General features: G+C 63.9%; 23 protein-coding genes. All 23 read left to right on the top strand.

From position 1 onward, the window contains the following. The 23 genes from J8G26_RS13115 (at nucleotide 1) to hisD (ending at nucleotide 25358) form a co-directional block, all read left to right on the top strand. Nucleotides 1-1560: a hypothetical protein gene (locus J8G26_RS13115; RefSeq protein WP_210569423.1), complete on the top strand. Its 1560-nt coding sequence runs from the start codon at nucleotides 1-3 to the stop codon at nucleotides 1558-1560. Nucleotides 1561-1677: 117 nt separating this feature from the next. Beyond that, the gene (aroB, locus tag J8G26_RS13110; RefSeq protein ID WP_210569421.1) at nucleotides 1678-2796 is read left to right on the top strand and encodes a 3-dehydroquinate synthase; all 1119 of its coding nucleotides are present in this window, start codon (nucleotides 1678-1680) and stop codon (nucleotides 2794-2796) included. A gap of 102 nt (nucleotides 2797-2898) precedes the next feature. Continuing rightward, nucleotides 2899-4053 carry a deoxyguanosinetriphosphate triphosphohydrolase gene (locus J8G26_RS13105; protein ID WP_246881391.1) on the top strand — a complete coding sequence of 385 codons (1155 nt, stop codon included), beginning with the start codon at nucleotides 2899-2901 and terminating at the stop codon, nucleotides 4051-4053. Nucleotides 4054-4144: 91 nt separating this feature from the next. Then, nucleotides 4145-4768 (top strand): DUF1415 domain-containing protein, encoded by a 624-nt coding sequence (locus J8G26_RS13100; protein WP_246881390.1) that lies wholly within the window; start codon nucleotides 4145-4147, stop codon nucleotides 4766-4768. Beyond that, nucleotides 4765-5712, top strand: a complete 948-nt coding sequence (locus tag J8G26_RS13095; RefSeq protein WP_246881389.1) for an SAM-dependent methyltransferase — start codon at nucleotides 4765-4767, stop codon at nucleotides 5710-5712. Before J8G26_RS13100 ends, J8G26_RS13095 begins: the two co-directional genes overlap by 4 nt. Before the next feature lie 79 nt (nucleotides 5713-5791). Continuing rightward, entirely contained in the window at nucleotides 5792-6496 is a 705-nt protein-coding gene (locus J8G26_RS13090) for a transposase (RefSeq protein WP_087743838.1), read from the top strand. Nucleotides 6497-6671: 175 nt separating this feature from the next. Beyond that, nucleotides 6672-11405 carry a glutamate synthase-related protein gene (locus J8G26_RS13085; RefSeq protein WP_210569416.1) on the top strand — a complete coding sequence of 1578 codons (4734 nt, stop codon included), beginning with the start codon at nucleotides 6672-6674 and terminating at the stop codon, nucleotides 11403-11405. Between the two features lie 48 nt (nucleotides 11406-11453). Beyond that, nucleotides 11454-12932, top strand: coding sequence for a glutamate synthase subunit beta (locus J8G26_RS13080; protein WP_210569413.1), 1479 nt, complete (start codon nucleotides 11454-11456; stop codon nucleotides 12930-12932). A 276-nt stretch (nucleotides 12933-13208) separates the two neighbouring features. Continuing rightward, complete coding sequence (locus J8G26_RS13075; RefSeq protein ID WP_087743844.1) at nucleotides 13209-14003, top strand: amino acid ABC transporter substrate-binding protein; 795 nt, start codon at nucleotides 13209-13211, stop codon at nucleotides 14001-14003. Between the two features lie 171 nt (nucleotides 14004-14174). Further along, entirely contained in the window at nucleotides 14175-14828 is a 654-nt protein-coding gene (locus J8G26_RS13070) for an amino acid ABC transporter permease (RefSeq protein ID WP_087743846.1), read from the top strand. After that, a complete protein-coding gene (locus tag J8G26_RS13065) occupies nucleotides 14809-15600 on the top strand; it encodes an amino acid ABC transporter ATP-binding protein (protein WP_282598173.1) in 792 nt (263 codons plus the stop codon). The genes J8G26_RS13070 and J8G26_RS13065 overlap by 20 nt, the downstream gene beginning before the upstream one ends. A gap of 324 nt (nucleotides 15601-15924) precedes the next feature. Continuing rightward, on the top strand, nucleotides 15925-16758 hold the full coding sequence (locus J8G26_RS13060) for an ABC transporter ATP-binding protein (protein ID WP_086928070.1): 834 nt from the start codon (nucleotides 15925-15927) through the stop codon (nucleotides 16756-16758). Beyond that, nucleotides 16755-17537 (top strand): lipid asymmetry maintenance ABC transporter permease subunit MlaE, encoded by a 783-nt coding sequence (gene mlaE, locus J8G26_RS13055; protein WP_210569411.1) that lies wholly within the window; start codon nucleotides 16755-16757, stop codon nucleotides 17535-17537. Before J8G26_RS13060 ends, mlaE begins: the two co-directional genes overlap by 4 nt. A gap of 33 nt (nucleotides 17538-17570) precedes the next feature. Further along, nucleotides 17571-18059, top strand: coding sequence for an outer membrane lipid asymmetry maintenance protein MlaD (mlaD, locus tag J8G26_RS13050; RefSeq protein WP_114654717.1), 489 nt, complete (start codon nucleotides 17571-17573; stop codon nucleotides 18057-18059). Nucleotides 18060-18121: 62 nt separating this feature from the next. Next, nucleotides 18122-18850, top strand: a complete 729-nt coding sequence (locus tag J8G26_RS13045) for a VacJ family lipoprotein (RefSeq protein ID WP_236637002.1) — start codon at nucleotides 18122-18124, stop codon at nucleotides 18848-18850. Nucleotides 18851-18976: 126 nt separating this feature from the next. After that, complete coding sequence (locus J8G26_RS13040; RefSeq protein ID WP_114654715.1) at nucleotides 18977-19621, top strand: ABC transporter substrate-binding protein; 645 nt, start codon at nucleotides 18977-18979, stop codon at nucleotides 19619-19621. A 16-nt stretch (nucleotides 19622-19637) separates the two neighbouring features. Further along, entirely contained in the window at nucleotides 19638-19910 is a 273-nt protein-coding gene (locus J8G26_RS13035) for an STAS domain-containing protein (RefSeq protein WP_210569407.1), read from the top strand. 104 nt (nucleotides 19911-20014) lie between these two features. Further along, nucleotides 20015-20953, top strand: coding sequence for an ABC transporter ATP-binding protein (locus tag J8G26_RS13030; RefSeq protein WP_210569404.1), 939 nt, complete (start codon nucleotides 20015-20017; stop codon nucleotides 20951-20953). After that, entirely contained in the window at nucleotides 20950-21705 is a 756-nt protein-coding gene (locus tag J8G26_RS13025; RefSeq protein ID WP_210569402.1) for an ABC transporter permease, read from the top strand. Before J8G26_RS13030 ends, J8G26_RS13025 begins: the two co-directional genes overlap by 4 nt. 1 nt (nucleotide 21706) lies before the next feature. Next, nucleotides 21707-21949 carry a BolA family protein gene (locus J8G26_RS13020; protein ID WP_210569400.1) on the top strand — a complete coding sequence of 81 codons (243 nt, stop codon included), beginning with the start codon at nucleotides 21707-21709 and terminating at the stop codon, nucleotides 21947-21949. Nucleotides 21950-22043: 94 nt separating this feature from the next. Then, entirely contained in the window at nucleotides 22044-23318 is a 1275-nt protein-coding gene (gene murA, locus J8G26_RS13015) for a UDP-N-acetylglucosamine 1-carboxyvinyltransferase (RefSeq protein ID WP_210569398.1), read from the top strand. A 2-nt stretch (nucleotides 23319-23320) separates the two neighbouring features. After that, the gene (hisG, locus tag J8G26_RS13010; protein ID WP_087748159.1) at nucleotides 23321-23968 is read left to right on the top strand and encodes an ATP phosphoribosyltransferase; all 648 of its coding nucleotides are present in this window, start codon (nucleotides 23321-23323) and stop codon (nucleotides 23966-23968) included. Between the two features lie 19 nt (nucleotides 23969-23987). Continuing rightward, nucleotides 23988-25358 (top strand): histidinol dehydrogenase, encoded by a 1371-nt coding sequence (gene hisD, locus J8G26_RS13005; protein ID WP_210569396.1) that lies wholly within the window; start codon nucleotides 23988-23990, stop codon nucleotides 25356-25358. The last annotated feature ends 1 nt before the right edge of the window (nucleotide 25359 follow it).

Below are 25359 nucleotides of genomic sequence, written 5' to 3'. Positions count from 1 at the left end.
ATGAGAAATCTTTTCAGGATATTGACCGTGCCATTGGTGGCCGTTTTGGTGGCATGCGGTGGTGGGGGTGGTGACCCTGGCACTTCCGGCAGTGGTGGTGGCACAGGTGGTACTGCGAACAATGGGACTGTGACCGTTCAGGCGTACAGCCGTGTCACTGGCGCGGACGTGGCGGTGAATAACTTCGCGTCCTCCGATCCCACGGTGCGCGCCAGGGCGACCGTCAAAGACCCATCGGGCAATGCCATATCGAATGTCATCGTTACTTTTTCTGAAAGTGGTCCCGGCTTGCTGGCATTCATGCCGGGATCGGCGACGGCCCTCACCAATAGTGCTGGCGTTGCTGAGATCGATTTGAAGGCTGCAACCGTGACGTCGCAGGGGGCAACACAGCTTGTCGCAACGACCGCCGTGACCAGCAAAACGGGCACGGAAGTCTCTTTGGTTGGTAGGCAAAACGTGGCTATTTCTGGCGGTGTGGTACAAGATCCACAGGCAGCTGCCTCGGCCATCAATTTCACCAACGTCGCTCCCAGCGACAAATCCATCGTGATTGCAGGTGCTGGCGGTAACGGACGCTCTGAAGTAGCCCTGCTGACTTTTACCGTGGTGGACTCTAGTGGCTCACCGCTCCAGGACGTCGTGGTGGATTTCACCGCGGTGCCGGCTGACAGCGTGACCCTGAATGCCTCGTCTGGCACGACCAACGCTTCCGGTCAGGTCATTGCGACGGTGAACTCGAAGTCTTCGCCGACCTCGGTTATCATCAAGGCAGCGGTTCGTGACCGTAGCAGCATCAGCACGCAGTCCGACACGTTGACGGTCACAACCGGTGTGGCTACTCCGAGTGGTTTTGACCTTTCTGCCTCAAAGTTTAATTTGGACTACGATCTTTCCGGCGATTCGTCTAAGTTGACTGTGAGGATTGTTGATGCCAACGGTAATCCGGTCGCAGACGGCGTGCCCGTGGTTGCGCAAGCAGATTTTGGCGCTGTCGGAACATCCGGACGCGGTGGTTGCACTACCGTTAACGGTGTTTGCAGCGTGGACTACACGGTGCAGAACCCGCGCCCGACAGACGGTGAGCCCGTGACCGTTGTGTTCTCTACGCAGACGGGGCAGGGAACATTAATCAGCGATTCGATGCAGCTGTGGGTGACCTCGGTTGGTTGGCTTAACCTCTATGAAAAGGCACTTTCTGATATCGCGATTTCATATGCGGCACTTCCACCAAGTGAGGCCCTCCAGCTGTCATTGGCCGACAAAGCAACTTGTAAGTATGAAAGCGTGAGCTTGTTCCTGGGTACTGATAAAAAGTTTGCTGCGCCGACTGGCACTACTATCGCAGTGACTTCACTGAAGGAGCTTGCTACCCCGTCGGTAATAGCTGGCTCACCAACGCTGGATCGGTCCAGTGGTCGTACAGAAGTGCGATTGTCAGCCGGTGGTAAAGCGGGTAGCCCTGGCGGTAAAGACACTTGGATCTTCACGTTTACTGGAGGGCCTAGCAAGACCGTGCAAACCGTGCGATTGGATGTAGCTGCACCTAGTTGTCAGTAAGGTATAACGGTGTCTGGTATCCAACAAAAGTTTCCGCTTCCGCATTGGTTTATCTGACCTCTTTAGTTGAAATGATCCCCGCTAGCCGGGGATTATTTTTTGATGAATAAATTTCGCATGAAGCCGTTCGTATTTTTCAATGCCGAGAATGTGCGCATCCAGCTGGATGACCGTAGCTACGACATCCAAATCGGTCAAAATCTGCTGCAGGGTCTGAGCGGTGATGGGGCAGTGCCAGCAGGCACGGCTGCTTTGGTTGTGACTAACGAAACGGTGCAGCCCCTTTACGGTTCAAGGTTGGTCGCGGCACTGAAGCAACGCTATCCAGTCGTGCACACGGTGACGCTGCCAGACGGCGAGGAGCACAAAAACTGGCAAACCCTGAACCTGATCTTCGACGCCCTGCTGCAGCACGGCTGCGACCGCAAGACCGTGCTGTTTGCCCTGGGCGGCGGGGTGGTGGGCGACATGACGGGCTTCGCTGCTGCCAGCTATATGCGCGGTGTGCCGTTTGTGCAGGTGCCGACCACGCTGCTGGCGCAGGTCGATTCGTCGGTGGGCGGCAAAACGGCCATCAACCACCCGCTGGGCAAGAACATGATTGGCGCGTTCTACCAGCCGCAGCTGGTGGTGTGCGACCTGGCCACGCTCGATACGTTGCCGCCGCGCGAGCTCAGCGCCGGCCTGGCGGAGGTCATCAAATACGGGCCGATTGCCGACATGGACTTCATGGGCTGGCTGGAAGAGCACATGGATGCTCTGCTGGCGCGCGACCGCACGGCGCTGGCGCATGCTGTGCGGCGCAGCTGCGAGATCAAGGCCTGGGTGGTGGGGCAGGATGAGCGCGAGGCCGGGCTGCGTGCCATTCTGAATTTTGGCCACACCTTTGGCCACGCCATCGAGGCGGGCATGGGCTATGGCGCCTGGTTGCATGGCGAGGGCGTGGGCGCCGGCATGGTGATGGCGGCTGAGCTGTCGCGGCGCTTGGGCTTGGTTGACGATGCGTTTGTGGCGCGCTTGAAAACGCTGGTGCAACGCGCCGGGCTGCCCCTGCGCGGACCGGTGCTGGATGCTGCCGACAATGCCGGCCGTTATCTGGAGCTGATGCGCGTGGACAAGAAGGCGGAGGCGGGCGAAATCCGCTTTGTGCTGATCGACGGGCCGGGCAAGGCCTGCGTGCGCGCCGCACCTGATGCACTGGTGCGCGAGGTGATTGACGCCTGCTGCGCCGGGTGATGGGCAATCACCGGGTGTGTGACGCGTCGAGTGCTATTGAAGATATAGCTGTAGGCGCTTGCTGCTAAAGCGCTAGAGGGCAATTTGACTCAAAACTCATCCTTGGCTTGCTATGCCTGCGACCCCGCGCTGTCGCGCGGTCGCCGCTACCCCGAGCCCGCCGCGCCCACGCGCACCGACTACCAGCGCGACCGCGACCGCATCGTGCACTCGTCGGCGTTCCGTCGGCTGGTTTACAAAACCCAAGTCTTTCTGAACCACGAAGGGGATCTGTTTCGCACGCGGCTCACGCATTCGCTGGAGGTGGCGCAGCTGGGGCGATCGATTGCGCGCTCTTTGCGCATCAATGAAGACCTGGTAGAGGCCATCTCGCTGGCCCACGATTTGGGCCACACGCCTTTCGGGCACGCGGGGCAGGACGCGCTGAACGGCTGCATGCAGGCGCATGGCGGGTTCGAGCACAACCTGCAAAGCCTGCGGGTGGTGGACTATCTGGAAGAGCGCTACCCCGACTACGACGGCATCAACCTGACGTTCGAAACGCGCGAAGGCGTGCTCAAGCATTGCTCGCAGGCCAATGCGCAGCGGCTGGAGGCGAACGAGCCAGGCGGCGTGGGGGCGCGATTCTTGCGCAAGGAGCAGCCCAGCCTGGAGGCGCAGCTGTGCAATCTGGCCGATGAGATTGCCTACAACGCGCATGACATTGATGACGGCGTGCGCTCGGGCCTGATCACGCTGGCGCAATTGGCCGAGGTGCCGCTGTTCGACCAGTTCCGCCGCGTGGCGCAGGCCGAGCATCCGCATCTGGCGGGCGCGGCGATGGAGCGGCGCCTGCTGTATGAAACCATCCGGCGCATGCTGAGCGCGCAGGTGTATGACGTGATCCATGCCACCAGCGCTGCGCTGGCCCATGCTGCGCCGCGCACGCTGGCGGACGTGCGCGTGGCGGGCGCGCTGGTGAGCTTCAGCGCGCCCATGCGGGCCCAGTCGTCCGAGTTGAAGCGGTTTTTGTTCAAAAACCTCTACCGCCATCCCCAAGTGGTGGAGACCACCGGGCGTGCCCAGCGCGTGGTGACCGAATTGTTTGCTGCGTATGTGGCCGAGCCGCGCGAAATGAAACCGCGATTCACCCACCGGGCGCTGGAGGGCGATGCGCCGGCCCGCGCCAGGGCGGTGGCAGACTTTATTGCCGGAATGACCGACCGATTTGCCGTACGCGAGCACGAGCGCCTGACCGGCCAGCGCCTGCTGGGCTGAGGCGCTGTGAGCGGAACCGCCGCGGTGGCGGTGGGCCGGTAAAATTCACGGCCCCATTGTTGTCTTGTGTTGTCTTGTGAATCGATCTGCCATGAACCTTGCTACCCCTGCCTCGCCCCCTGTACCCTCTGAACGGGCGGGGCTGGTTACGAAGGACATGGTGCGCTGGCTGGAGCAGGCTGTGATCGGGCTGAACCTGTGCCCCTTTGCCAAGGGTGTGCACGCCAAGGGGCAGATTCACTATGTGGTGAGCGCTGCCACCGACGGCGCTGCGCTGGCGCAAGACCTGCGGCGCGAGCTGGCCGACCTGGCCGCAACCCCCGCGCAGGTGCGCGACACCACCTTGCTGATGGCGCCAGACTGCCTGCACGAATTTCTCGACTTCAATGATTTCCTGGCGGTGGCCGAAGCCGTGCTGGAAGAACTGGGTTTGGACGGCACCCTGCAGATTGCCAGCTTTCATCCACAGTTCCAGTTTGCTGGCACCGCTGCGGACGATGTGACCAACTGCACCAACCGCGCGCCGTATCCCACCTTGCACCTGCTGCGCGAAGACAGCATCGACCGGGCCGTGCAGGCCTACCCCGAGGCGGAAGCCATCTACGAGCGCAACATGGAGGTGCTGGAGCAGCTGGGCATGCCGGGCTGGCAGGCGCTGGATGTGGGGGCGAGCGTTGCCGTCGCAGCGCCTGAAACGCCGAAAGGGCAGGGATGAAAGCCGCGCACCCCCAGGGGACCACCAAGGCGACCACCAAGGCGACCACCAAGGCGGTCGCTACGGCACCCGCCAAGATCGCGGGCAAGAATTCTTCCGCTGCCGGTGCGGAGCTGTCCGAATTGCGCCCCGGCCAGTCCATTGAATTGCTCAAAGAGCTGCACATCCTCACGCGCGAAGGGCGCCTGAACCAGGATTCGCGCCGCAAGCTCAAGCAGGTGTACCACCTGTTCAATTTCATCGAACCCTTGCTGCAAGAGCTGTCGGCAGACGGCCACAGCCCCACGCTGGCCGACCATGGCGCGGGCAAGTCGTATCTGGGTTTCATCCTGTACGACCTGTACTTCAAGGCGCTGGGGCGCGGCCACATCTATGGCATCGAGTGGCGCGCCGAGCTGGTCGAAAAATCGCGCGCATTGGCGCAGCAGCTGGGCTTTGGGCGCATGTCGTTCCTGAACCTGTCGGTGGCCGAATCGACCGGCGCGGCCGGGCTGCCCGAGCGCATCGACATGGTCACTGCGCTGCACGCCTGCGACACCGCCACCGACGATGCCATTGCCTTCGGCCTGCAAAAGCAGGCACGCGCCATGGTCATCGTGCCCTGCTGCCAGGCCGAAGTGGCCGCCTGCCTGCGCCAGGGCAAGGCGCTGCAACTGGCGCGCACACCGCTGGCCGAGCTGTGGCGCCACCCGCTGCACACGCGCGAACTGGGCAGCCAGCTGACCAACGTGCTGCGCTGCCTGCACCTGGAAGCCAGCGGCTACCAAGTGACGGTGACCGAACTGGTCGGCTGGGAGCACAGCATGAAGAACGAGCTCATCATCGCCCGCTACACCGGCCAGAAAAAGCGCAGCGCCCAAGAGCGGCTGCGTGCCATCCTGCGCGAGTTCGGCCTGGAGCAGGCGCTGGGAGCGCGGTTTGGGCTGCCAGCCGACGACAATTAATTGGGGTCAGACTCCCATTAATTAATTGGGGTCAGACTCCCATTAAAATGACCCGCTCTGCCTTTTTCAGGAGCTCGCCATGGCCCGCCTGCCGCGTCTCACGCTTGCCGGTTACCCGCACCACATCATCCAGCGCGGCAACAACCGCCAGGTGATCTTTGCGGACCGGCAGGATTTCGAGACCATGCTGGCCCTGCTGGCCGACAACGCACAGAAGTTTGCCGTGGCCGTCCATGCCTATGTGCTGATGGACAACCACTTTCACCTGCTGGCCACACCGGCCACGGCCGAGGCGCTGCCGCTGATGATGCAGGCCGTGGGGCGCAGTTATGTGCGCTATTTCAACCAGCGCCATGGCCGCAGCGGCACGCTGTGGGAGGGGCGCTACCGCTCCACGCTGATCGAGACCGAGCGCTATCTGCTGGCCTGCATGGTTTATATCGACCTGAACCCTGTGCGCGCCGGCATGGTGGTGCAGGCGGGCGCCTGGCCGTGGTCCAGTTATCAACATTACCTCGGCCAGCGCATCGACAAGCTGGTCACGCCGCACGCCTTGTACTGGGCGCTGGGCAACACGCCTTTTGCGCGCGAGGCGGCCTATGCCGAACTGGTGCAGGCGGGCATCGGCAGTGGCGAGCAGGCGGCGCTGACCGATGCGGCGTTGCGTGGCTGGGCGCTGGGCGACGCCGATTTTGTGGCAGAGTTACAAAAAAAATCACCCCGCCGCGCCACCAAAGCCAAGCCTGGGCGGCCTGCGGCGATACAAAAAAATAGCGCCAAATAGGCATGTAGCGCTTTATCAGCAAGCGTTTGTAGCTATTAACTTTGATGTGTCCCTGAATTAAGTTGCTTTGGCTTACGGTGCGATTAATTGGAATCTGACCCCAATTTTTGTGCTTGCGTAGATATGTTGCATTGCACTAATCTTGCAGTCCCTGCGAAAAACATAGGAGTGCGCCATGACCACGGCTGCCGAGATCCAGCATCTGCAACAACACGGTTTGTATTCATCGGGTAACGAACACGACGCCTGCGGCCTCGGGTTTGTGGCCCACATCAAGGGCATCAAGCGCCACGACATCGTGACGCAGGCCTTGAAGATTCTGGAAAACATCGACCACCGTGGCGCGGTGGGGGCCGACCCGCTGATGGGTGACGGCGCCGGCATCCTGATCCAGATTCCTGACGCGTTGTACCGCGAGGAGATGGCCAAGCAAGGCGTGACCTTGCCTGCGGCCGGCGAATACGGCGTCGGCATGATCTTCCTGCCCAAGGAGCATGCCAGCCGTCTGGCCTGCGAGCAGGAGATGGAGCGCGCTATCAAGGCCGAAGGCCAGGTGCTGCTGGGCTGGCGCGATGTGCCGGTGAACGTGGACATGCCCATGTCGCCCACCGTGCGCAAGAAGGAGCCCATCCTGCGCCAGGTGTTCATTGGCCGTGGCAACGACGTGATCGTGCAGGACGCGCTGGAGCGCAAGCTGTATGTGATCCGCAAGACGGCCAGCGCCAACATCCAGGCGCTCAAGCTCAAGCACAGCAAAGAGTATTACGTGCCCAGCATGAGCAGCCGCACCGTGGTTTACAAGGGCCTGCTGCTGGCCGACCAGGTGGGCGTGTACTACAAAGACCTGTCCGACGAGCGCTGCGTCTCGGCCATCGGCCTGGTGCACCAGCGCTTCTCCACCAACACTTTCCCCGAGTGGCCGCTGGCCCACCCGTACCGCTATGTGGCGCACAACGGTGAAATCAACACCGTCAAGGGCAACTACAACTGGATGAAGGCGCGCGAAGGCGTGATGGCCTCGCCCGTGCTGGCGGCCGACCTGCAAAAGCTCTACCCCATCAGCTTTGCCGACCAGTCCGACACCGCCACGTTCGATAACTGCCTCGAATTGCTGACCATGGCCGGCTACCCCATCAGCCAGGCCGTGATGATGATGATCCCCGAGCCGTGGGAACAGCACACCACCATGGACGAGCGCCGCCGCGCTTTCTATGAATACCACGCCGCCATGCTGGAGCCCTGGGACGGCCCCGCCTCCATCGTGTTCACCGATGGCCGCCAGATCGGCGCCACGCTCGACCGCAACGGCCTGCGCCCCTCGCGCTACTGCATCACCGATGACGACCTGGTCATCATGGGTTCTGAATCGGGCGTGCTGCCCGTGCCTGAGAACAAGATCGTGCGCAAGTGGCGCCTGCAGCCCGGCAAGATGTTCCTGATCGACCTGGAGCAGGGCCGCATGATCGACGACGACGAGCTCAAAGCCAACGTCGTCAACACCAAGCCCTACAAGCAGTGGATCGAAAACCTGCGCATCAAGCTCGACAGCATCGACACCGGCACGGAGGTGGCAGTGCCACAGGCCGCCACGCTGCCGCTGCTGGATCGCCAGCAGGCCTTTGGCTACACCCAGGAAGACATCAAGTTCCTGATGGCCCCCATGGCCAAGAACGGCGAAGAAGGCATTGGCTCCATGGGCAATGACAGCCCGCTGGCCGTGCTCTCGGGCAAGAACAAGCCGCTGTACAACTACTTCAAGCAGTTGTTCGCCCAGGTGACGAACCCGCCGATCGACCCGATCCGCGAGGCCATCGTGATGTCGCTCAACAGCTTCATCGGCCCCAAGCCCAACCTGCTGGACATCAACCAAGTCAACCCACCGATGCGCCTGGAGGTGAGCCAGCCCGTGCTCGACTTTGCCGACATGGCCAAGCTGCGTGACATCGAGCGCCACACGAACGGCAAGTTCAAGAGCGCCACCATCGACATCACCTACCCGCTGAGCTGGGGCCGTGAGGGCGTCGAAGCCAAGCTGGCGTCGCTGTGCGCGCAGGCCGTGGACGCCATCAAGGGCGGCGCCAACATCCTGATCATCAGCGACCGCGCCGTGAGCGCCACGCAAGTGGCCATTCCCGCGCTGCTGGCGCTGTCGGCCATCCACCAGCACCTGGTGGGCGCAGGCCTGCGCACCACGGCGGGCCTGGTGGTTGAAACCGGCACCGCCCGCGAAGTGCACCACTTTGCCGTGCTGGCTGGCTACGGCGCCGAGGCCGTGCACCCCTACCTGGCCATGGAAACCCTGGCCGAGATGCACAAGGACCTGGGTGGCGATCTGTCCGCCGACAAGGCCATCTACAACTACGTCAAGGCAATTGGCAAGGGCCTGTCCAAGATCATGTCCAAGATGGGCGTGAGCACCTACATGAGCTACTGCGGCGCCCAGCTGTTCGAGGCCATCGGCCTGAACACGGAAACCGTGGGCAAATATTTCACCGGCACCGCGAGCCGCGTGGAGGGCATCGGTGTGTTCGAGATCGCCGAGGAAGCCATCCGCATGCACAAGGCCGCCTTTGGCGACGACCCGGTGCTCGAAACCATGCTCGACGCCGGCGGCGAATACGCCTGGCGCGCCCGGGGCGAGGACCACATGTGGACGCCCGACGCGATTGCCAAGCTGCAGCACAGCACGCGCGCCAACAACTGGAACACGTACAAGGAATACGCCCAGCTCATCAACGACCAGAGCAAGCGCCACATGACGCTGCGCGGCCTGTTCGAGTTCAAGATCGACCCCGCCAAGGCGATTTCGATCGACGAGGTCGAGCCCGCCAAGGAAATCGTCAAGCGCTTCGCCACCGGCGCCATGTCGCTGGGCTCCATCAGCACCGAGGCGCACGCCACGCTGGCCGTGGCCATGAACCGCATTGGCGGCAAGAGCAACACCGGTGAAGGCGGCGAAGACGCGGCGCGCTATCGCAACGAACTCAAGGGCATCCCGATCAAGAAGGGCGACACCTTGAAGAGCGTGATCGGCGCCGAGAACGTCGAAGTGGACTTGCCCTTGCTGGATGGCGACTCGCTGCGCAGCCGCATCAAGCAGGTGGCCTCAGGCCGCTTCGGTGTCACGGCCGAATACCTGTCGTCGGCCGACCAGATCCAGATCAAGATGGCCCAGGGCGCCAAGCCCGGCGAAGGCGGCCAGCTGCCTGGCGGCAAGGTGTCCAACTACATCGGCAAGCTGCGCCACAGCGTGCCCGGTGTGGGCTTGATCTCGCCACCGCCGCACCACGACATCTACTCCATCGAAGACCTGGCCCAGCTGATCCACGACCTGAAGAACGTGGCACCGCACGCAGGCATCAGCGTCAAGCTGGTGTCTGAAGTGGGCGTGGGCACCATCGCTGCAGGCGTGGCCAAGTGCAAGAGCGACCATGTCGTGATCGCTGGCCACGATGGCGGCACGGGCGCATCGCCCTGGTCGTCCATCAAACACGCGGGCGGCCCCTGGGAAATTGGTCTGGCCGAAACCCAGCAGACCCTGGTGCTCAACCGCCTGCGCGGGCGCATTCGTGTGCAGGCCGACGGCCAGATGAAGACCGGCCGCGACGTCGCCATCGGCGCGCTGCTGGGCGCCGACGAGTTCGGCTTTGCCACCGCTCCGCTGGTGGTGGAAGGCTGCATCATGATGCGCAAGTGCCACCTGAACACCTGCCCCGTGGGCGTGGCCACGCAAGACCCAGCGCTGCGCAAAAAGTTCTCGGGCAAGCCCGAGCATGTGGTGAACTACTTCTTCTTCATCGCCGAAGAAGTGCGCCAGATCATGGCCCAGCTGGGCATTCGCAAGTTTGACGACCTGATTGGCCGCACCGACCTGCTCGACATGCGCCAGGGCCTGGAGCACTGGAAGGCCCGTGGCCTGGACTTTGGCCGCCTGTTCGCCCAGCCCAATGTGCCTGCCGATGTGCCTCGCTTCCATGTGGATGTGCAAGACCACAACATCGAGCACACGCTGGACCGCAAGCTCATCGAGCGCAGCCAACCCGCCATTGAAAAGGGTGAGCGCGTGCAGTTCATCGAAGTGGCGCGCAACGTCAATCGCTCGGTCGGCGCCATGCTGTCCGGCGCGGTCACCCGCGTGCACCCCGAGGGCCTGCCGGACGACACCATCCGCATCCAGCTCGAAGGCACGGGCGGCCAGTCGTTTGGTGCGTTCCTTACGCGCGGCATCACGCTGTACCTGATTGGCGACGCCAACGACTACACCGGCAAGGGCCTGTCGGGCGGCCGCCTGATCGTGCGCCCCAGCATCGACTTCCGGGGCGACGCGGTGCGCAACACCATCGTGGGTAACACCGTCATGTACGGTGCCACCACCGGCGAGGCTTTCTTCAGCGGCGTGGCCGGTGAGCGCTTTGCGGTGCGCCTGTCGGGCGCCACGGCGGTGGTCGAAGGCACGGGCGACCATGGTTGCGAATACATGACGGGTGGCACGGCGCTGGTGCTGGGCAAGACCGGCCGCAACTTTGCGGCAGGCATGAGCGGTGGCGTGGCCTATGTGTACGACGAAGACGGCCAGTTCGACACGCGCTGCAACATGGCCATGGTCACGCTGGAGCGCATCCTGCCCGCCACCGAGCAGGAAGCCACGGTGCCGCGTGCCATCTGGCACAACGGCCAGACCGACGAAGCCCAGCTCAAGAAACTGCTGGAAGACCACAACCGCTGGACGGGCAGCAAGCGCGCGCGCGAACTGCTGGACAACTGGGCCGCATCGCGCGGCAAGTTCGTCAAGGTCTTCCCGACCGAGTACAAGCGTGCGTTGGCTGAAATTTATGAACGAAAAGTGATGGAAGAGCAGGCTACGCCTGCGGTGGCTGCTATCAAAAATGAGGTTGCTCCCGCCAAGTAAGGCGACGCCACCCACCTTCGCACAGCATTCATAGACAAGGACATCGTCATGGGAAAAACCACCGGCTTCATGGAATACGAGCGCATCGAAGAGGGCTACAAGCCCGTGCCCGAGCGCCTGAAGCACTACAAGGAATTCGTCATCGGCCTCGATGAGGACCAGGCCAAGGTGCAGGGCGCGCGCTGCATGGACTGCGGCACGCCGTTTTGCAACAACGGCTGCCCGGTGAACAACATCATTCCGGACTTCAACGACCTCGTGTACCACGCGGACTGGAAGAGCGCGATCGAGGTGCTGCACAGCACCAACAACTTCCCCGAGTTCACCGGCCGCATCTGCCCCGCGCCCTGCGAGGCAGCCTGTGTGCTCAACGTGAACGACGACGCGGTGGGCATCAAGTCCATCGAGCACGCCATCATCGACCGCGCCTGGGCCGAGGGCTGGGTGCAGCCGCGCCCCGCCAAGCACCAAACGGGCAAGAAGGTGGCCGTGGTGGGCTCCGGCCCCGCAGGCTTGGCCGCAGCCCAGCAACTGGCCCGTGCGGGCCACAGCGTCACGCTGTTCGAAAAGAACGACCGCGTGGGCGGCTTGCTGCGCTATGGCATTCCTGACTTCAAGATGGAGAAGTCGCACATCGACCGCCGCGTCAAGCAGCTCGAAGCCGAAGGCGTGGTCATTCGCACCAGTGTGTTCGTGGGCGCCGCCAAGGACGGCCTGGGCAAGGACTCCAAGGTGACCAACTGGGCCAAGGAAACCATCACCCCCGAGCAGCTGAACAAAGAGTTCGACGCCGTGCTGCTGACCGGCGGCGCCGAGCAGTCGCGCGACCTGCCCGTGCCTGGCCGGGACCTCGACGGCATCCACTTCGCCATGGAATTTTTGCCCCAGCAGAACAAGGTCAACGCGGGCGACAAGCTCAAGGGCCAGATTCTGGCGACGGGCAAGCATGTCATCGTGATCGGTGGCGGCGACACCGGCAGCGACTGCGTGGGCACCAGCAACCGCCATGGCGCGGCCAGCGTGACCCAGTTCGAGGTGATGCCCCAGCCCCCCGAAGAGGAAAACCGCCCGCTCACCTGGCCCTACTGGCCGCTCAAGCTGCGCACCAGTTCCAGCCACGAAGAAGGCTGCGTGCGCGAGTTCGCCATTTCCACCAAGGAGTTCACGGGCGAAAAGGGCAAGGTCAAGAGCCTGACCACGGTGCAGGTTGAGTTCAAGGACGGCAAGCTGGTGGAGGTGCCCGGCACCGAAAAGCACTACCAGGCCGACCTGGTGCTGCTGGCCATGGGCTTTGTGAGCCCCGTGGCGCCGGTGCTCGACGCCTTTGGCGTGGACAAGGACGCGCGCGGCAATGCCCGTGCCACCACCGAGTTCGACGGCGGCTACGCCACCAACGTGCCCAAGGTGTTTGCGGCTGGCGACATTCGCCGGGGCCAGTCGCTGGTGGTCTGGGCCATCCGCGAAGGCCGCCAGGCGGCGCGCGCCGTGGACGAGTTCCTGATGGGCTACTCCGATCTGCCACGTTGACCGGCCTTTGGCCATGACCGATCAGCGGCGCCTGCGGGCGCCGCTTTCAATTGCTGCGAAGTTAATAGCATCTAACGCTTGCTGGGTAAGCGCTGCAGGTTGATTTCATCAAAAATCAATGTGTGGCGGATGCCCTCTGCCCACCGACAGACGCCATCGGTGGGACAATCGCGGGTTTTCCTGGGGCAGGGCGTTCCGTGTCGCGCCACCGTGCCGGCATGGGCCGCGCCCTGATTTCCCTTTGTCCGTTCTTTTCTTTTCGAGAATCGCTACACCATGAAGAAAATTGCCGCTGTTGCTTTGCTGACCTTGGGCGCCGTGCTGGCGGGATGCTCCAAGCAGGAGCCCGCTGCGCCCGCCGCCGCACCCGCGCCAGCGGCAGTGACCAAGATCGTCGTCGGCCTGGACGACAACTTCCCGCCCATGGGTTTTCGCAACGAGAAGAACGAGCTGGTCGGCTTTGACATCGACATGGCCAAGGAAGCCGCCAAGCGCCTGGGTGTGGAAGTGGAGTTCAAGCCTATCGACTGGAGCGCCAAGGAGGCCGAGCTGTCGGGCAAGCGCGTGGATGCGCTGTGGAATGGTCTGACCATCACCGAAGAGCGCAAGCAGAACATCGCGTTCACCGCGCCCTACATGGAAAACCACCAGATCATCGTGGTGGCCGCCAACTCCGCCATCAAGACCAAGGCCGATCTGGCCGGCAAGGTGGTCGGCGCCCAGGAAGGCTCCAGCGCCGTGGATGCCGTGAAGAAGGAAGACGCCGTTTTCAAATCGTTCAAGGAACTCAAGACCTTCGGCGACAACGTGACCGCCCTGATGGACCTGACCACTGGCCGCCTGGAAGCCGTGGTGGTCGATGAGGTGGTGGGCCGCTACTACGTGGCCAAGAAGCCGGGCGACTACGCCGTTCTGGACGACAACTTCGGCACCGAGGAATATGGCGTGGGCCTGCGCAAGGACGACACCGACCTGCACGGCAAGATCGACAAGGCCCTGGCCGACATGAAGGCCGACGGCGCCGCCGCGAAGATTGCCGAGCAGTGGTTTGGCAAGAACATTATTAAATAAAGTACAACCCCCTGAGGCGCTGCGCGCCTTCCCCCTTCTCTCGAATTGCTGCGCAATTCGGGAAGGGGGACGCAGCCCTCGCTGCGGGGCGGCCCTTGCTCGGCTGCCCTGGCATGGGGAGCGCCAGTTGCAACGGTCACTGGAAAATTCTCTCGGAGCAGTCGCCACAGCATGGACTACGTTCTCTCCCTTCTGGGCCCGCTGGCGCAGGGCGCCGCCGTCACGCTGAAGCTGTTTGCTATCACGCTGGTGCTCGCGGTGCCGCTGGGCCTGGCGCTGGCGCTGGCGCGTCTGTCGCGCTTTGCGCCGCTGTCGACGGCCGTGAACGGCTACATCTGGCTCATGCGCGGCACGCCGCTCATGCTGCAGATGCTGTTCATCTACTTTGCGCTGCCGTTCGTGCCGGTGATCGGCGTGCGCCTGCCGGACTTTCCGGCCGCCGTGGCGGCGTTTGCGCTGAACTACGCGGCCTACTTTGCCGAGATCTTTCGCGCCGGCATCCAGTCGGTGGACCGTGGGCAGTACGAGGCCGCCAAGGTGCTGGGCATGAACTACGGCCAGACCATGCGCCGCATCGTGCTGCCGCAGATGGTGCGCAGCATCTTGCCGCCCATGAGCAACGAGACCATCACGCTGGTCAAGGACACGTCCCTCATTTACGTGCTGGCGCTCAATGACCTGCTGCGCGCCGCGCGCGGCATCGTGCAGCGCGACTTCACCACCACGCCGTTCATCGTGGCGGCGGCCTTCTATCTGCTCATGACCCTGTTGCTCACCTGGGGCTTCCAGCGCCTGGAAAAACGCTATGCCAAATTCGATCAGTGACACGACCCGTGACGTCCCCATGATCGAGGCGCGCGAGCTGCGCAAGGCCTTCGGCGACAACCCGGTGCTGCGGGGCGTGTCGCTGCGCGTGCGCCGGGGCGAGGTGGTGGCGGTGATCGGGCCGTCCGGCTCCGGCAAGAGCACCTTTCTGCGCTGCCTGAACCACCTGGAAACCATCGACAGCGGCCACATCGCCATCGAAGGCGAAGCGCTGGCCACCACCGATGCCCAGGGCCGCTGCAGCTACGCCCCCGATGCCGAGTTGCGCCGCATCTGCCGCAAGACCGGGATGGTGTTCCAGCATTTCAATTTGTTCCCGCATCTCACGGTGCTGGAGAACCTGATCGAGGCGCCCATGGTGGTGCAGGGCCTGGCGCGCGGCGCGGCAGTGGCCCGGGCCGAGACGCTGCTGGCGAAGGTGGGCCTGTCGGCCAAGCGGGACAACTACCCCGAGCGCCTGTCGGGCGGTCAAAAGCAGCGCGTGGCCATCGCGCGCGCGCTGTGCATGGAGCCGGACATCATGCTGTTCGACGAGCCCACCTCGGCCCTCGACCCCGAGCTCACCGGCGAGGTGCTGCGCACCATGCGCGAACTGGCCGAGGAGCACATGACCATGCTGGTCGTGACCCACGAGATGGGCTTCGCGCGCGAGGTGGCCCACACCGTGGCTTTCATGGACCAGGGCGAGCTGGTGGCAGCGCGGCCGGCGGCCGAGTTTTTTGCCGATCCGGGGCATGAGCGGGCGCGGGCGTTTTTGCAGCACATGCTTTGATTTTTGAATGAAATCGGTGCCTTGCGCACGTGGGATAAGCGCTAATAGCTATTTATTTAATAGCGTTATGGGCCTGGGTGCCTGGGTTGAAGCGATGCTTTGCCAGGCACACCCAGCCAAGACCCCGGTCCATGCAAGCCTGACCGCGCCCTGTCGGCAACGCGTGTCTGTGCGAGCAATTTTTAATAACCGTTGGGCATAGCTAAACGTCGCATGCCAACCACGGGTTTTAACGGTTGGCTCGGCAAAACGGAGGGGTTTCCCTTATGATGCTGGGCCTGCCGTCGGGGTCTCTGTCCTTGGCGGCGTTTTTTGTCTTGCACCATGCCATCCAACGATTCATCGCCTGCCAGCGCGCTGGCAGAGTTGCGCAACGTCACCTTCGGGTACGGCGAGCGCGTGATCCTGCGCGACCTGTCGCTGAAGATCCCGCGCGGCAAGGTCACGGCGCTCATGGGCGCCTCGGGTGGGGGCAAAACCACGGTGCTGCGCCTGATTGGCGGTCAATACCGGGCGCAGCAGGGCGAAGTCCTGTTCGACCACAAGGATGTGGGGCGCATGGATGCGGCGGGCCTGTATGCGGCGCGCCGGCGCATGGGCATGCTGTTCCAGTTTGGCGCCCTGTTCACCGATCTGAATGTGTTTGAAAACGTGGCGTTTCCGCTGCGCGAGCACACCGATCTGTCGGACGCGCTGGTGCGTGACATCGTGCTCATGAAGCTCCATGCCGTGGGCCTGCGCGGTGCGCGCGACCTCATGCCCAGCCAGATTTCGGGCGGCATGGCGCGGCGCGTGGCTTTGGCCCGCGCGATTGTGCTGGACCCTGAACTCGTCATGTATGACGAGCCTTTTGCCGGGCTCGATCCGATTTCGCTGGGAACGGCCGCGCAGTTGATTCGCCAGCTCAATGACGCCATGGGGCTCACCACCATCCTGGTGTCGCACGACCTGGAAGCCACCTTCGCGCTGGCCGACCATGTGATCATCCTGGGCCCCGGCGTGGTGGCGGCCCAGGGAACCCCCGACGAAGTGCGCGCCAGCACCGATCCGCTGGTGCACCAGTTTGTCAATGCGCTGCCCACAGGGCCGGTGCCCTTCCATTACCCCGGGCCCGCGGTGGCCAGTGATTTCGGTCCGCTGGACGGGAGGTCTGCATGAGCTGGTGGCGTCCTTCGGATGTGGGCCTGGCCGTGCGCGGCCAGCTGGCCGATGCGGGTTTGGCCGCGCGCCTTTTCTGGCGCTTGATCCGGCTGTTCCCGGTGGCCGTGCAGCGGCCCGGCCTGGTGCGCGACCAGGTGCACTTCCTGGGCAATTATTCGCTGGCCATCATTGCTGTATCGGGCCTGTTCGTGGGCTTTGTGATGGCGCTGCAGGGCTACTACACGTTGCAGGATTTTGGTTCCACCGAGGCGCTGGGCCAACTGGTGGCGCTGAGCCTGCTGCGCGAGCTGGGGCCGGTCATCACCGCTTTGCTGTTTGCGGGGCGCGCGGGCACCTCGCTCACGGCCGAAATCGGTTTGATGCGTGCCGGCGAGCAGCTGAGCGCCATGGAAATGATGGCCGTGGACCCCGTGCGCCGCATTCTTGTGCCCCGTTTCTGGGCCGGTGTCATTGCCATGCCGGTGCTGTCGCTGGTGTTCAACGCGGTGGGTGTGATTGGCGGCTGGGTGGTGGCCGTGCCCATGATTGGCCTGGACGGTGGGGCCTTCTGGAGCCAGATGCAGGGCGGCGTGGATATTTTCAGTGACCTGGGCAACAGCGTCATCAAGAGCCTGGTGTTTGGTTTCACCGTGACCTTCGTGGCGCTGCTGCAGGGCTACACGGCCAAGCCAACGCCGGAAGGGGTTTCGCGCGCCACCACGCGCACCGTGGTGATGGCCTCGCTGGCGGTGCTGGCGCTGGACTTCCTCCTCACGGCCATGATGTTCAGTATCTGACGCTGGCGCAGCCGGCGTGACAAGGAAAGCACGATGCAACAATCCAAAAACGATCTCTGGGTAGGCCTGTTTGTCATGCTCGGGGCCGCCGCGCTGGTGTTTCTGGCGCTGCAGTCGGCCAACCTGCTGCAGCTGAACTTTCAGACCGGCTATCGCGTCACCGCGCGTTTCGACAACATCGGCGGCATCAAGCCCAAGGCGGCAGTGCGCAGCGCGGGGGTGGTGGTCGGGCGGGTGGAGTCGATCACCTTTGACGACAAGACCTTTCAGGCGCGCGTGACGCTGGAACTGGAAAAGCAGTACGCTTTCCCCAAGGACAGCTCCCTGAAGATCCTGACCAGTGGTCTGCTGGGCGAGCAATACATCGGCATTGAGCCCGGCGCCGACGAAAACAATCTGGTGGCAGGCGACACCCTCACTGCCACACAGTCCGCCGTGGTGTTGGAAAACTTGATTGGCCAGTTTCTTTACAGCAAGGCGGAAGAGGGCGGCAAGCCATCGGACGCAGGCGGGAAAAAATGATGACATGGATGACTGCGGGCTTCACCCGCGCTGATGGACAGCCTGGGTTTGCTGGCGTGGGCATGCGCTGGTGCGCACTGGCGTTGGGCGCTTTGCTGCTGGCCGGTTGTGCTAGCGGACCGGGCGCCAATCCCCGCGATCCGCTGGAGCCCTACAACCGCAGCATGACCCGCTTCAACGACGGCGTGGATGAGTCGGTGCTCAAGCCCGTGGCCACGGCCTACAAGGACGTCGTGCCCTCCCCGGTGCGCACGGGGGTGAACAACTTTTTCGGCAACCTGGGCGATGTCTGGTCGTTTGTGAACAACGTCCTGCAGTTGCGCCACGAAGAAGCGTACGCCAGCCTGGTGCGTTTCAACGTCAACACGGTGTTTGGCCTGGGCGGGCTGCTCGACATTGCCTCGGAGATGGGGGTGGAGCGCAACCGGCAGGACTTTGGTCTCACGTTGGGGCGCTGGGGCGTGCCCACGGGGCCCTATCTGGTGCTGCCCCTGCTGGGGCCGTCCACGGTGCGCGATACCGCCGCATTGCCTGTGGACATGCAGGGAAATCTGGTGGGCCAGTTCGATTCGATTGCTGCGCGCAATTCGCTGTATGCGTTGCGGGCGGTGGACACCCGGGCCAGTTTGCTGGGGGCCGGGGCCGTGCTGGAAGGCGCGGCGCTGGACAAATACACGTTCACGCGGGATGTGTTCCTGCAGGTGCGCGCCCAGCGCGCAGGACGCCCCGGTGCCGACGATGCCAACGGCGACGACAACGGCGGTGTGCTGCCGCAAGAGTCCGACTATTGAGCGCCGGTCGCTGTTGCGTGTGCTTGCAACTGCTTGCGTAAGCGCAACACACCGACGCATGGCGTACATCCCGTCCGACCACAATGAATTGACATGCGACACAGTCGCCCGATGGAAAGAACTGACATGACGATGAATCGACGCACGCTGGGCCGCATGGCCGCAACACTGGCCGTGGCCTGCTCCGTGGCGGTGCCATGGGCCGCCTGGGCTGCCGACGAGGGGCCCGACGCGCTGATCAAGCGCCTGTCCACGGAAGTGATCGGCAGTGTTCGGGGTGACAAGGCCATCCAGGCGGGTGACATCAACAAGGTGATCGCCCTGGTGGACAAGGTGGTCATGCCCAACGTGAATTTCCGGCGCATGACGGCGGCTGCCGTGGGCCCGGGCTGGCGCCAGGCCAGCCCCGAGCAGCAAAAGCGCCTGCAGGAAGAGTTCAAGGTTCTGCTGGTTCGCACCTATGCGGGCGCTCTGGCCCAGGTGAGCGACCAGACCATCACCATCAAGCCCCTGCGTGCAGCACCCGAGGATAAGGATGTGCTGGTGCGCACCGAGGTCACGGGCCATGGTGACCCGATCCAGCTCGACTACCGGCTTGAGAAAACCCCCGGTCAAGGCGCCGGTTGGAAGATCTACAACCTGAACGTGATGGGTGTCTGGCTGGTTGAAACCTACCGCAGTCAGTTTGCCACCGAGATCAATGCGCGCGGCGTGGACGGCCTCATTGAAGCGCTGGTAACCCGCAACAAGACGAATGCCGCCAAGGGCTGACAGCGAGATCCCGCGCATGCTGGTACTTCCGTCCGAACTCACCCACGACCAGGCCAGCGCCTGCCTGCGCATGCTGGTGCAGGGGCTGAAGGTCCTCAAGGAGGCCGAGGTGGTGGTAGATGCCAGCGCGCTGGCCGTGTTTGACAGCTCCGCGCTGGCGGTGCTGCTCGAATGCCGGCGTGAAGTGCTGGCGGACCGCAAGACGTTTGTGGTGAAGGGCCTGCCCGCAGCGCTGGTCGGCATGGCCGGTCTGTATGGCGTGGATGGCTTGCTGCAGGTGGCCCACTGAACGGGTGCGCCGGTCGTCCAGACCCGCATTGACACCGTCCGGCGCCGGGTGTCGTTGGCGCCATGGCGCGGTACGCAGGCCAAGGCCTTAAAATCTAAGGCTTCATGCCCGCAGTCTCCTTCCAAGCCATCTCCAAGACCTTTGCCACCGCCAAAGGCCCCTTCCAAGCACTGAACCAGGTGAGCCTGGACATCGAGGAGGGCGAGTTCTTCGGGCTCCTCGGCCCCAACGGTGCCGGCAAAACCACCCTCATCAGCATATTGGCCGGCCTGGCGCGTGCCACCAGCGGGCGTGTGCTGGTGCAGGGCAGCGACGTGCAGCGCAACTACGCCGAGGCCCGGCGCAAGCTGGGCGTGGTGCCGCAAGAGCTGGTGTTCGATCCGTTTTTCAATGTGCGCGAGGCGCTGCGCTTTCAGTCGGGCTACTTCGGTGTGAAGAACAACGACGCCTGGATTGACGAACTGCTCGACAACCTGGGCCTGGCCGACAAGGCCAACGCCAACATGCGCCAGCTCTCGGGCGGCATGAAGCGCCGCGTGCTGGTGGCGCAGGCGCTGGTGCACAAGCCGCCCATCATCGTGCTCGACGAGCCCACGGCCGGCGTGGACGTGGAACTGCGCCAGACCCTGTGGCATTTCATCGCCCGCCTGAACAAGGAAGGCCACACCGTGCTGCTCACCACCCATTACCTCGAAGAAGCCGAGGCCCTGTGCGGCCGCATCGCCATGCTCAAGGCCGGGCAGGTGGTGGCGCTCAACCGCACGTCGGAGCTGCTCAAGGCGGCCTCGGGCAGCGTGCTGCAGTTCAAGACCGATGCGTTGCTGCCACCATCTCTGGCGGCCGTGGCGCGTGTCACCGGCCGCATTGTGCAGCTGCCTGCGCACGACGCGGCCGAGATTGAAAGCCATCTGGCCGCCCTGCGCGTGGCGGGCGTGGAAGTGCAGGACATGGAGATCCGCCGGCCGGACCTGGAAGACGTATTCCTGCAAGTCATGTCGGGCACGTCGGCTTCAAACATCCGTATGGAAGGGGTTGCGCTATGACCGGCTGGCAAACCCTGTTCTACAAGGAAGTGCTGCGCTTTTGGAAGGTCAGCTTCCAGACCGTGGCGGCGCCCGTGCTCACCGCCGTGCTCTACCTGCTGATCTTTGGCCATGTGCTCGAAGACCATGTGAAGGTGTACGACCGCCTCAGCTACACCGCCTTCCTGGTGCCCGGCCTGGTGATGATGAGCGTGCTGCAGAACGCCTTTGCCAACAGCTCATCGAGCCTGGTGCAGAGCAAGATCATGGGCAGCCTGGTGTTTTTGCTGCTCACGCCGCTGTCGCACTGGGCCTGGTTCGTGGCGTATGTGGGCTCGTCCGTGGTGCGCGGTCTGGTGGTGGGGCTGGGGGTGTTCATCGTCACGCTGGCGTTTGCGCGGCCGGAGTTTGCGGCGCCGCTGTGGATTGTGGTGTTTGCCTTGCTGGGCGCGGCGCTGCTGGCCACGCTGGGGCTGATTGCCGGGCTGTGGGCCGACAAGTTCGACCAGATGGCCGCGTTCCAGAACTTCGTCATCGTGCCCATGACGTTTCTGTCGGGCGTTTTCTATTCGATCCAGTCGCTGCCGCCGTTCTGGCAGACCGTGAGCCACCTGAACCCGTTTTTCTACATGATCGACGGCTTTCGCTACGGCTTCTTCGGCCAGAGCGACACCTCTCCCTGGCTCAGCCTGGGCATCGTGGGCCTGGCCTGGCTGGCCGTGAGCGCCCTGGCCGTGCACCTGCTGCGCACGGGCTACAAAATTCGGAATTGACATGACCGCAGACCAACTCAAAGACATCATCAGCGCCGGCCTGGCCTGCGAACACATCACGCTCGAGGGCGACGGCCGCCACTGGTACGCCACCATCGTCTCGGCCGAGTTCGAGGGCCAGCGTGCCATTCAGCGCCACCAGCGCGTGTACGCCACGCTGGGCGCCAAGCTGGCCACCGACGAAGTGCATGCGCTGTCGATGAAAACCTTCACCCCCGCCGAGTGGGCGGCGCAGTCGCAGTGACGGCTTCCATCGATTCACTCATTTATTGATAGCTGCTAGCGCTTTATGGATAAGCGCTAGAGGCCATTTTCATTCATATTTTTGGTTTTTCGAGATGGACAAACTCCTGATCCGTGGTGGACGCCCCCTGAATGGCGAGGTGCTGGTCTCCGGCGCCAAGAACGCCGCCTTGCCGGAGTTGTGCGCCGCCCTGCTCACGGCCGAGCCCGTGACGCTGCTCAACGTGCCCAAGTTGCAGGACGTGCGCACCATGCTCACGCTGATCCGCAACATGGGCGTGACGGCCGAGCGCTCTGACGACGGCACCGTGCGCATTGACGCCAGCGCGCTCAATACGCCCGAGGCGCCTTACGAGCTGGTCAAGACCATGCGCGCCTCGGTGTTGGCGCTGGGCCCGCTGCTGGCCCGCTTTGGCGAGGCCACGGTGTCGCTGCCCGGCGGCTGCGCCATCGGCTCGCGCCCGGTGGACCAGCACATCAAGGGCATGGCCGCCATGGGCGCCGAGATCGTGGTCGAACACGGCTACATGATCGCCAGGCTGCCCGCAGGCCGCACGCGCCTGAAGGGCGCGCGCATCACCACCGACATGGTCACCGTCACGGGCACCGAGAACTTTCTGATGGCCGCTGCCTTGGCCGAGGGCGAGACGGTGCTCGAAAACGCCGCGCAAGAGCCCGAGATTTCCGACCTGGCCGAGATGCTGATCGCCATGGGCGCGAAGATCGAAGGCCATGGCACCAGCCGCATCCGCATCCAGGGCGTGGAGCGGCTGCACGGCTGCACCCACCGCGTGGTGGCCGACCGCATCGAGGCCGGCACCTTCTTGTGCGCCGTGGCGGCCACCGGCGGCGACGTGCTGCTGCGCCATGGGCGCGCCGACCACCTGGATGCAGTGATCGAAAAACTGCGCGAGGCCGGTGCCGACGTGCAGGCGGTCGAGGGCGGCATCCGCGTGCGCAGCGCCGGCGGCGCCACGCTCAAGGCGCAGGGCTTTCGCACCACCGAATACCCCGGTTTCCCCACCGACATGCAGGCGCAGTTCATGGCGCTCAATTGCATTGCGCAGGGCACGGCCCGGGTGACCGAGACGATTTTTGAAAACCGCTTCATGCACGTCGATGAACTGGTGCGCCTGGGCGCCAAGATCCAGACCGACGGCAAGGTGGCGGTGATCGAAGGGGGGCCGCGCCTGTCGGGCGCCACGGTGATGGCCACCGACCTGCGCGCCTCGGCCAGCCTGGTCATCGCCGGCCTGGTGGCCGACGGCGAAACGGTGGTGGACCGCATCTACCACCTCGACCGGGGCTACGACTGCATGGAAGCCAAGCTGCGCGGCATCGGCGCCGATATTGAAAGAATGAAGGCATGAGCATGATCACCCTGGCGCTCTCCAAGGGCCGCATCTTTGAAGAAACCCTGCCGCTGCTGGCCGCAGCCGGCATCGAGGTGCTGGAAGACCCCGAAAAATCGCGCAAGCTCATCCTGCCCACCAACCAGCCCAACGTGCGTGTGGTGCTGGTGCGCGCCACCGATGTGCCGACCTATGTCGAATACGGCGGTGCCGACATCGGCGTGACTGGCAAGGACACCCTCATCGAGCATGGCGGCCAGGGCCTGTACCAGCCGCTCGATCTGCAAATCGCCAAGTGCCGCGTCAGCGTGGCCGTGCGCAACGATTTCGACTATGCCCAGGCCGTCAAAAAAGGCTCGCGCCTGAAGGTGGCCACCAAGTACACCAGCATTGCGCGCGACTTCTTTGCGGCCAAGGGCGTGCATGTGGACATGGTCAAGCTCTACGGCAGCATGGAACTGGCGCCGCTGACGGGCCTGGCCGATGCCATCGTCGATCTGGTGTCCACCGGCAACACGCTCAAGGCCAACCACCTCGTCGAGGTGGAGCGCATCATGGACATCAGCTCGCACCTGGTGGTGAACCAGGCAGCGCTCAAGCTCAAGCAAGCGCCGCTGCGCCGCATCATCGATGCGTTCGCCTCGGCTATTCCTGCGCCAAAGAACTGAATCTTCACCGCATCACACTATGACTTTGGTAGCTGCTCCCGCCCGCCTGTCCACCGCTGCAGCCACTTTTGAGGCTGATTTTGCCGCCCGGCTGCATTGGTCTGCCGACACCGATGCGGCCATCGAGCAGCGCGTGGCCGATATCCTGGCCGATGTGCAGCAGCGCGGCGATGCGGCGGTGCTGGAATACACCGAGCGCTTTGACGGCCTCACGGCGCCGGGCATGGCGGCGCTGGAGCTGACGCAGGCCGAATTGAAAGCCGCGTTCGATGCCATTCCCGCCGTGCAGCGCGACGCCTTGCAGGCCGCCGCCGCCCGCGTGCGCAAGTACCACGAGGCGCAGAAAAAGGCCTCGGGCGAGAGCTGGAGCTACCGCGACGAAGACGGCACGCTGCTGGGCCAGAAGGTCACGCCGCTCGACCGCGTGGGCATCTATGTGCCCGGCGGCAAGGCTGCTTACCCCAGCAGCGTGCTCATGAACGCCATCCCCGCGCATGTGGCCGGGGTGGGCGAGATCATCATGGTGGTGCCCACGCCAGCCCGCAGGGACGGCCCTTGGCCGACTTCGCTCGGCACCAAAAACCTGCTGGTGCTGGCCGCCGCCTACGTGGCCGGCGTCACGCGCGCCTTCACTATCGGCGGCGCGCAGGCTGTGGCGGCGCTGGCCTACGGCACGGCCACGGTGCCCAAGGTGGACAAGATCACCGGCCCCGGCAACGCTTACGTGGCCAGCGCCAAAAAGCGCGTGTTCGGCACCGTGGGCATCGACATGATTGCCGGCCCCTCTGAAATTTTGGTGCTGGCCGACGGCAGCACGCCGCCCGACTGGGTGGCCATGGACCTCTTTTCGCAGGCCGAGCACGACGAGCTGGCGCAAAGCATTCTGCTGTGCCCCGATGCGGCCTATCTCGACGCGGTGCAGCGCGAGATCGATCGCCTGCTGCCCAGCATGCCGCGCGCCGAGATCATCGCCAAAAGCCTCACCGGCCGCGGCGCGTTGATCCTCACGAAAGACATGGAAGAAGCCTGCGCCATCAGCAACCGCATCGCGCCCGAGCACCTGGAAGTCAGCAGCAACGACCCGCACCGCTGGGAGCCTTTGCTACGGCACGCCGGCGCCATCTTTCTGGGCGCCTACACCTCGGAGAGCCTGGGCGACTACTGCGCCGGCCCCAACCATGTGCTGCCTACCAGCGGCACGGCGCGTTTCAGCTCGCCTTTGGGTGTGTACGACTTTCAAAAGCGCAGCAGCCTCATCGAAGTGAGCGAAGCCGGCGCGCAGACGCTGGGCCACATCGCCAGCGTGCTGGCCCATGGCGAAGGCCTGCAGGCCCATGCGCGCGCGGCGGAGATGCGGCTCAAACCTTTACCAAAGTCACTGCAACGCTGAC

Source organism: Acidovorax sp. JG5 (assembly GCF_017939685.1).
Taxonomy (GTDB): domain Bacteria; phylum Pseudomonadota; class Gammaproteobacteria; order Burkholderiales; family Burkholderiaceae_C; genus Acidovorax.
The sequence above is the reverse complement of the archived record's forward strand: the minus strand, read 5'-3'. Positions and strand labels throughout refer to the sequence as shown.

Bases quoted from the DNA above. Each gene is read 5' to 3' on its own strand.
- J8G26_RS13115 (WP_210569423.1), top strand. From the start codon at position 1: ATGAGAAATCTTTTCAGGATATTGACCGTGCCATTGGTGGCCGTTTTG.
- aroB (WP_210569421.1), top strand. From the start codon at position 1,678: ATGAAGCCGTTCGTATTTTTCAATGCCGAGAATGTGCGCATCCAGCTG.
- J8G26_RS13100 (WP_246881390.1), top strand. From the start codon at position 4,145: ATGAACCTTGCTACCCCTGCCTCGCCCCCTGTACCCTCTGAACGGGCG.
- J8G26_RS13095 (WP_246881389.1), top strand. From the start codon at position 4,765: ATGAAAGCCGCGCACCCCCAGGGGACCACCAAGGCGACCACCAAGGCG.
- J8G26_RS13090 (WP_087743838.1), top strand. From the start codon at position 5,792: ATGGCCCGCCTGCCGCGTCTCACGCTTGCCGGTTACCCGCACCACATC.
- J8G26_RS13085 (WP_210569416.1), top strand. From the start codon at position 6,672: ATGACCACGGCTGCCGAGATCCAGCATCTGCAACAACACGGTTTGTAT.
- J8G26_RS13080 (WP_210569413.1), top strand. From the start codon at position 11,454: ATGGGAAAAACCACCGGCTTCATGGAATACGAGCGCATCGAAGAGGGC.
- J8G26_RS13075 (WP_087743844.1), top strand. From the start codon at position 13,209: ATGAAGAAAATTGCCGCTGTTGCTTTGCTGACCTTGGGCGCCGTGCTG.
- J8G26_RS13070 (WP_087743846.1), top strand. From the start codon at position 14,175: ATGGACTACGTTCTCTCCCTTCTGGGCCCGCTGGCGCAGGGCGCCGCC.
- J8G26_RS13065 (WP_282598173.1), top strand. From the start codon at position 14,809: ATGCCAAATTCGATCAGTGACACGACCCGTGACGTCCCCATGATCGAG.
- J8G26_RS13060 (WP_086928070.1), top strand. From the start codon at position 15,925: ATGCCATCCAACGATTCATCGCCTGCCAGCGCGCTGGCAGAGTTGCGC.
- mlaE (WP_210569411.1), top strand. From the start codon at position 16,755: ATGAGCTGGTGGCGTCCTTCGGATGTGGGCCTGGCCGTGCGCGGCCAG.
- mlaD (WP_114654717.1), top strand. From the start codon at position 17,571: ATGCAACAATCCAAAAACGATCTCTGGGTAGGCCTGTTTGTCATGCTC.
- J8G26_RS13045 (WP_236637002.1), top strand. From the start codon at position 18,122: ATGCGCTGGTGCGCACTGGCGTTGGGCGCTTTGCTGCTGGCCGGTTGT.
- J8G26_RS13040 (WP_114654715.1), top strand. From the start codon at position 18,977: ATGACGATGAATCGACGCACGCTGGGCCGCATGGCCGCAACACTGGCC.
- J8G26_RS13035 (WP_210569407.1), top strand. From the start codon at position 19,638: ATGCTGGTACTTCCGTCCGAACTCACCCACGACCAGGCCAGCGCCTGC.
- J8G26_RS13030 (WP_210569404.1), top strand. From the start codon at position 20,015: ATGCCCGCAGTCTCCTTCCAAGCCATCTCCAAGACCTTTGCCACCGCC.
- J8G26_RS13025 (WP_210569402.1), top strand. From the start codon at position 20,950: ATGACCGGCTGGCAAACCCTGTTCTACAAGGAAGTGCTGCGCTTTTGG.
- J8G26_RS13020 (WP_210569400.1), top strand. From the start codon at position 21,707: ATGACCGCAGACCAACTCAAAGACATCATCAGCGCCGGCCTGGCCTGC.
- murA (WP_210569398.1), top strand. From the start codon at position 22,044: ATGGACAAACTCCTGATCCGTGGTGGACGCCCCCTGAATGGCGAGGTG.
- hisG (WP_087748159.1), top strand. From the start codon at position 23,321: ATGATCACCCTGGCGCTCTCCAAGGGCCGCATCTTTGAAGAAACCCTG.
- hisD (WP_210569396.1), top strand. From the start codon at position 23,988: ATGACTTTGGTAGCTGCTCCCGCCCGCCTGTCCACCGCTGCAGCCACT.